Raw genomic sequence first — 5826 nt, forward strand, 5'->3', positions numbered from 1 at the left:
GGTGTACCTGGCGGGGCAGGTGCGCGCCCGGTTGACCGCGGAGGACGCTGACCTGCCCTGACCCGACCGGCCGTCCTGGGCCAACCGGCGTCGCCTTGCCGGACGGGGCGCCCTGGCGTGCGGCGGCCGACCACCATGCTTGTAGGGTCTTGGTATGAGTGGCATCGAACGCACGCTGGTTCTGGTCAAGCCCGACGGGGTCGCCCGCGGCCTGGTCGGGCAGATCATCGCCCGGTACGAGGCGAAGGGGCTGGCGATCAGGCAGCTCGAACTGCGCACCGCCACTGCTGACCTCGCCCGGCAGCACTACCAGGAGCACGTCGGGCGTCCCTACTACCCGGGGTTGGAGGAGTTCATCACCTCCGGGCCGGTGGTGGCGATGGTGCTGGAGGGGGAGCGCGCCATCGATGCCGTCCGCCTGATCAACGGCGCCACCGACTCCGCGGTGGCCGCGCCGGGCACCATCCGCGGCGATCTCTCGCTGTTCAAGAACCGGAACCTCGTGCACGCATCGGACTCCGTCGAGACCGCCGAGCGTGAGGTGGCGCTCTGGTTCCCAGACGTCGGTCAGGCCGCAGGGGAGGGACGCACCGCGTGACCCAACCACAGCCAGGCCAGCCGATCCCGCCGATCCCGCAGGGGCCGCTCAACGCGCCCGTCCACGGGCCGAGACTGCCCGGCCCGCCCGGGCCGCAGCCGCCGTTCGGGGCGCCCCACCGGCTGTTCCGACCCACCCTGCCGGTCACCCACACCGACTACGTGATGTTCTGGCGGACGCCGGCCTGGCGCTGGTGGCGTCCGGTGGTCGCCCTGGTGCTGACGCTGGTCCTGGGGTTGCTGGTGGCCACGGTGCTGTACGCCATCTCGGTGGGCATCGATGCGGCCGCCGGCCGGATCGACCCGCTCTCGCCCGACTACGACCCGTTCGACATCACCGCGCTCGGGTTCCTGGCCAACAACCTTGGCCTGGCCAGCCTGATCGTGATCGCCGCGCTGGTCTCGTCCGCGCTGTTCAGCCAGCGGGCAGGCTTCCTGGCCAGCGTGGTGGGTCGGATGCGGTGGGGCTGGCTGGGTCGTTGTGTGCTGATCATCCTGCCGATCTGGCTGGTCTTCTTCGCACTCGACACCTGGCTCAGCCTGCGTGCTGGCGTCGACTTCGATCTCGCGGTCAACCCGGACACCGGGCTGCTGATCATCGGCATCCTGCTGACCACTCCGCTGCAGGCAGCCGGTGAGGAGTTCGGCTTCCGTGGGGTGTTCAACCGGGCGGTGGCCAGCTTCTTCCGCAACGGCCGTGCCGGGCTGGTGGCGGGCGCTGTCGTGTCGTCCCTGCTGTTCGCTGCCGCGCACGGAGCCGGTGACGTGTGGCTGAACGTCTTCTACCTGTGGTTCGGCTTCGCCACCTGCTACGTGACCTGGCGAACCGGCGGGCTCGAGGCCGCGATCGCCATGCACGTTGTGAACAACATGCTGGCCGAGGTGGTGGTGCCATTCAGCGACATCGGCGACATGTTCAATCGCCAGGCGGGTACCGCGGGTCCGGAGATACTGATCATGATGGTGGCGGTCGGACTGGCCTCGGCGCTGATCGGCTGGCAGGCCGGCAGGCGCGGCATCCAGGTCACCTCGGCCCCGGGGGAGTCGATGGCCCTTGCGCAGGCCGCACCACCGACCGGTATGCCATCGCCGTACCCCGACCAGCAGGCACCTCACCCAATCCGGCAGACCACCGGAACCGCTCAGCCAGTGCCGGCCACCGGGCAGCTGCCCACCGGCGCCCTGCCGATGCCGCCGCAGCCGCCGATGTTCCCCAAGCCCCAGCCGCCGCAGCCCGGCCCGCGGCCACAACCGCAGCCCGGACCGGAAACCCCGCCCGGGCCGCCGCGCACCGCCAGCCTGGATGGCCTGGCCCCGCTGTTCAACCCTCGTCCCTGGGAGTCGCCGTGACCACAACTCCTCCCGGATCGCTGTTCCACCGGCTCGAGCCGCTGCTGGCCCAGGTCACCAAGCCGATCCAGTACGTGGGCGGCGAGCTGAACTCGGTCACCAAGGATTGGGCAGGCATCGAGGTGCACTGGGTGCTGATGTACCCCGACGCCTACGAGGTGGGCCAGCCCAACCAGGGCCAGGCCATCCTCTACGAGGTGCTCAACGAGGTCGACTGGGTGCTGGCCGAGCGGGTCTTCTCGGTCTGGCCCGACCTCGAGCAGCGGATGCGCGCGGCCGGGCTGCCGCTGCTCAGCCTGGAGACCCATCGTCCGGTCAACCGGTTCGACGTGCTGGGGGTGAGCCTGGCCACCGAACTCGGCTACACGAACCTGCTCAACGCCCTCGACCTGGCCGGCCTGTCGCTGCGCAGCGTCGAGCGGGCCGAGGACGAGCCGCTGGTGGTGGTGGGCGGGCACTGCGCGTCCAACCCCGAACCGATCGCCGACTTCGTCGACGTGGTGGTGCTCGGCGACGGCGAGGAGGCGGTGCTGGAGCTCAGCCGGATCGTCCGGGACTGGCAGGCGGCCGGGCGGCCGGGTGGCCGGCTAGGTGTCCTGGAGCGGCTGGCCGGCACCGGCATGTTCTACGTTCCGCAGTTCTACGACATCAGCTACGCCCCGTCCGGGGCGATCGCGAAGATCTCGCCGAACCGGCCGGGAGTGCCCTACCAGGTGCGGCGCTGGATTCTCACCGACCTCGACCAGTGGCCCTACCCGAAGGCGCCGCTGGTGCCGCTGGCCGAGACCGTGCACGAACGGTACTCGGTGGAGATCTTCCGCGGCTGCACCCGCGGCTGCCGGTTCTGCCAGGCCGGCATGATCACCCGCCCGGTGCGGGAGCGCACGCTGCCGGTGATCGGCACCATGGTCGACCACGGCCTGTCGTCGACCGGGCTGGACGAGGTCGGCCTGCTCAGCCTGTCCAGCGCCGACCACACCGAGATCGGCGAGATCACCAGCCAGCTGGCCGACCGCTACCAGGGCTCATGTGTGTCGCTGTCGCTGCCCAGCACCCGGGTGGACGCGTTCAACATCGACCTGGCCGCCGAACTGGCCCGCAACGGCCGACGCAGCGGGCTGACCTTCGCGCCGGAGGGCGGCACCGAACGGATGCGGGCGGTGATCAACAAGAACGTCAGCGAGGACGACCTGATCCAGACCGTCAGCACCGCGTTCGCCGGCGGCTGGCGGTCGGTGAAGCTGTACTTCATGTGCGGCCTGCCCACCGAGACCGACCAGGACGTGCTGGCCATCGCCGACATGGCGCACCGGGTCATCGAGACCGGACGCCGGGCGGCCGGCCGCCGCGACATCGGCTGCACGATCAGCATCGGTGCGTTCGTCCCCAAGCCGCACACCCCGTTCCAGTGGGTGGGCCAGACCGATCCCGAGACCAGCAACGAACGGATGCGGCAGTTGAAGCAGCGGGTGCGGGACGACCGGCAGTGCGGCCGGGCGATCGGCATCCGCTATTCCGACGGCCGGCCGGGCCTGATCGAGGGACTGCTGGCTCGCGGCGACCGCCGCGTCGGCCGGGTGATCGAGGCGGTCTGGCGGGCCGGCGGCACCTTCGACGGCTGGAGCGAGCACTTCGACTTCGACCGCTGGGTTCGCTGCGCGGAGGAGCAGTTGACTCCGCTCGGGGTTGATCTGGCATGGTTCACCACCCGGGAACGCCCGGTGACCGAGGTGCTGCCCTGGGACCACCTCGACCTGGGGCTGGACCGTAACTGGCTGTGGCAGGACTACCAGGACGCGCTGGCGGGCCGGGCGGTGCACGACTGCCGCTGGGACGACTGCAACGACTGCGGGGTGTGCCCGGAGTTCGGGGTCGACATCGAGATCGGGCCGAGCGGGGCGTCCCTGCTGCCGTTGAGTGTGGTGACTCAGTCGGCCGGCTGAGCCGGTTCGGGCGGCAGACCCAGTTCCTGCTCGAGGGTGCCCGACCGGATCACGATCACCCCGCAGATCAGCAGCGGGATGAACATGGCTGCCTGCACCCAAAGCGGCAGTGTGAACGAGCCGGTGGCGTCCTTGAGCAGGCCCACCAGCAGCGGACCGAGCGAGGCCAGCACGTAGCCCACGCTCTGGGCGAACCCCGACAGTGCTGCGGCGCCGGCCGGGGTGCTGGTGTGGGTGCCGATCAGCACCAGGATCATCGGGAACACCGCACCGGCCAATGACAGCAGCGCGGGCCACAGCCACGGCAGTTGGGCGGGATCGTTGATCAGGCCGACGTAGCCCGCCACCCCTGAGACAGCCATCAGCGCCAGCAGCCAGATCGGGCGGGCGAGTCGGTAGGTGAGGGTAGGGACGATGAACGACAGCGGGATGCCCAGGCCGGTGAGGATGGTGAGGTAGTTGCCGGCCTGGATCGGGGTGAAGCCAGCGTCCTGGTAGATGGTGGGCAGCCAGCCGAACTGGGAGTAGGCCTGCGCCGACTGCGTGCCGAAGAAGATCATCATCATCCAGCCGAGCCGAGTGCGGGCGGCGTCGCGCAGGGTGATCGGCTTGGCCGAATGGCGGCGCGGTTCGGCGAAGCGTCGGGTCGACCACACCATCATCGGGACGCCGAGGACGGCGGTGACCACCCACAGCCAGAAGGCGGCCCGCCAGCCGCCCAGCGCGATCGCCAACGGTGCGGTGTACAGGCCGGCCAGCGTCAGGCCGATGGTCTGGCTGGTGACGTAGACGGCGGTGACCATCCCGTCCCTGAACGGGAAGTGCCATTTGACAAGGGGTGGCAGCAGGACGTTGATGATGCCGATGCCGGCCAGCGCGACGATGGTGCCGGCCATGAAGCCGACCACCTCGCCGGCCAGGATGCGCAGCACCTGACCGACGATGTTCACCAACAGCGCGAACAGGACGGCCCGGTGCAGCCCCCAACTGGCCGCAGCCCGCGGCGCCAGGAACCCGAAGACCGCGAAACAGAGGGTGGGCAGCGCCGTCAGCACCCCGGCGACGGTCTGGGTCATCCCGAGATCGGCCGCCAGGTCGGGCAGGACCGGCCCGATGGCGACCGCGATGGTGCGCAGGTTGAACGCGACAATGGCGACCCCCAGCGTGATCAGCAAGCTGATCCTGTTCGGGCGCATAGCAACCTTCTGTCGACGATCGGGGGACTGGCTGGAACCGCAGCCACTCAGCGAGCATACGCGGGCGTCCCGGCACTACTGTGCAGGCATGGCTCGACCGCAACCGGCCCAGCAACCGCCGCCCGTGCAGCGCGTCCGGATCCACTACGTGAAGCGGGGCACCGCGCGGTTCGCCAGCCACCGCGACTTCAGCCGCGCGTTGGAGCGGGCGCTGCGCCGGGCGAAGGTGCCGATGGCGTACTCGTCCGGGTTCTCGCCGCACCCGCGGATCTCGTATGTGGGGGCCGCGCCGACCGGTGCGGCCAGCGAGGCCGAGTACCTGGAGCTGGGGCTCGCCGAGCACCGCAACCCGCCCGAGCTGGCCAACGCGTTGTCGCATGCGTTGCCGCCCGGCTTCGGGGTGGTGCGGGCAGTGGACGCGTCAGGCCGGCCGCTGACCGAACTGCTGCAGGCCTCGCAGTGGCGCATCGAGCTGCCCGGCGTGGCGGCTGACGTGCTGCCCGCGCTGGCCGGCGCGCTGCGGGACGCCGCGACCGTCGAGGTGAGCCGGCAGACCAGGAAGGGGGAGCGGCGCTTCGACGTCCGCGCCGCAGTGATCAGCGTCGAGGTCGTGGACCAGGCGTTGCAGGTGGTGCTGCGACACACCGAGCCACTGGTCCGCCCGGACGATGTCTTCGCCGCCCTCCAGCAGCTCGCCCCCGCAGAGCTGGCCGACGCCGACCCGCCGCGGGCCACCCGGC

General features: G+C 70.5%; 5 protein-coding genes. 4 read left to right on the forward strand and 1 reads right to left on the reverse strand.

Going from position 1 to position 5826, the window contains the following annotated elements:
- Positions 1 to 154: 154 nt before the first annotated feature.
- The 3 genes from ndk to WBL05_RS06890 are packed head-to-tail and all read left to right on the forward strand — an operon-like array spanning position 155 to position 3890.
- Positions 155 to 598 (forward strand): nucleoside-diphosphate kinase, encoded by a 444-nt coding sequence (ndk, locus tag WBL05_RS06880; RefSeq protein ID WP_424224690.1) that lies wholly within the window; start codon positions 155 to 157, stop codon positions 596 to 598.
- Positions 595 to 1947 carry a lysostaphin resistance A-like protein gene (locus WBL05_RS06885; RefSeq protein WP_424224691.1) on the forward strand — a complete coding sequence of 451 codons (1353 nt, stop codon included), beginning with the start codon at positions 595 to 597 and terminating at the stop codon, positions 1945 to 1947. Before ndk ends, WBL05_RS06885 begins: the two co-directional genes overlap by 4 nt.
- A complete protein-coding gene (locus WBL05_RS06890) occupies positions 1944 to 3890 on the forward strand; it encodes a TIGR03960 family B12-binding radical SAM protein (protein ID WP_424224693.1) in 1947 nt (648 codons plus the stop codon). Before WBL05_RS06885 ends, WBL05_RS06890 begins: the two co-directional genes overlap by 4 nt.
- On the opposite strand, the gene WBL05_RS06895 is transcribed toward WBL05_RS06890, so the two are convergent.
- Positions 3875 to 5086, reverse strand: coding sequence for a CynX/NimT family MFS transporter (locus WBL05_RS06895; RefSeq protein WP_424224695.1), 1212 nt, complete (start codon positions 5084 to 5086; stop codon positions 3875 to 3877). The two genes, WBL05_RS06890 and WBL05_RS06895, sit on opposite strands and share 16 nt — an antisense overlap.
- A gap of 88 nt (positions 5087 to 5174) precedes the next feature.
- Between WBL05_RS06895 and WBL05_RS06900 the strand changes: the two genes are divergently transcribed.
- The coding region (locus WBL05_RS06900; RefSeq protein WP_424224696.1) for a TIGR03936 family radical SAM-associated protein at positions 5175 to 5826 on the forward strand (652 nt) is incomplete at its 3' end.

It is taken from the genome of Brooklawnia sp. (genome assembly GCF_049651565.1).
Taxonomy (GTDB): domain Bacteria; phylum Actinomycetota; class Actinomycetes; order Propionibacteriales; family Propionibacteriaceae; genus Brooklawnia.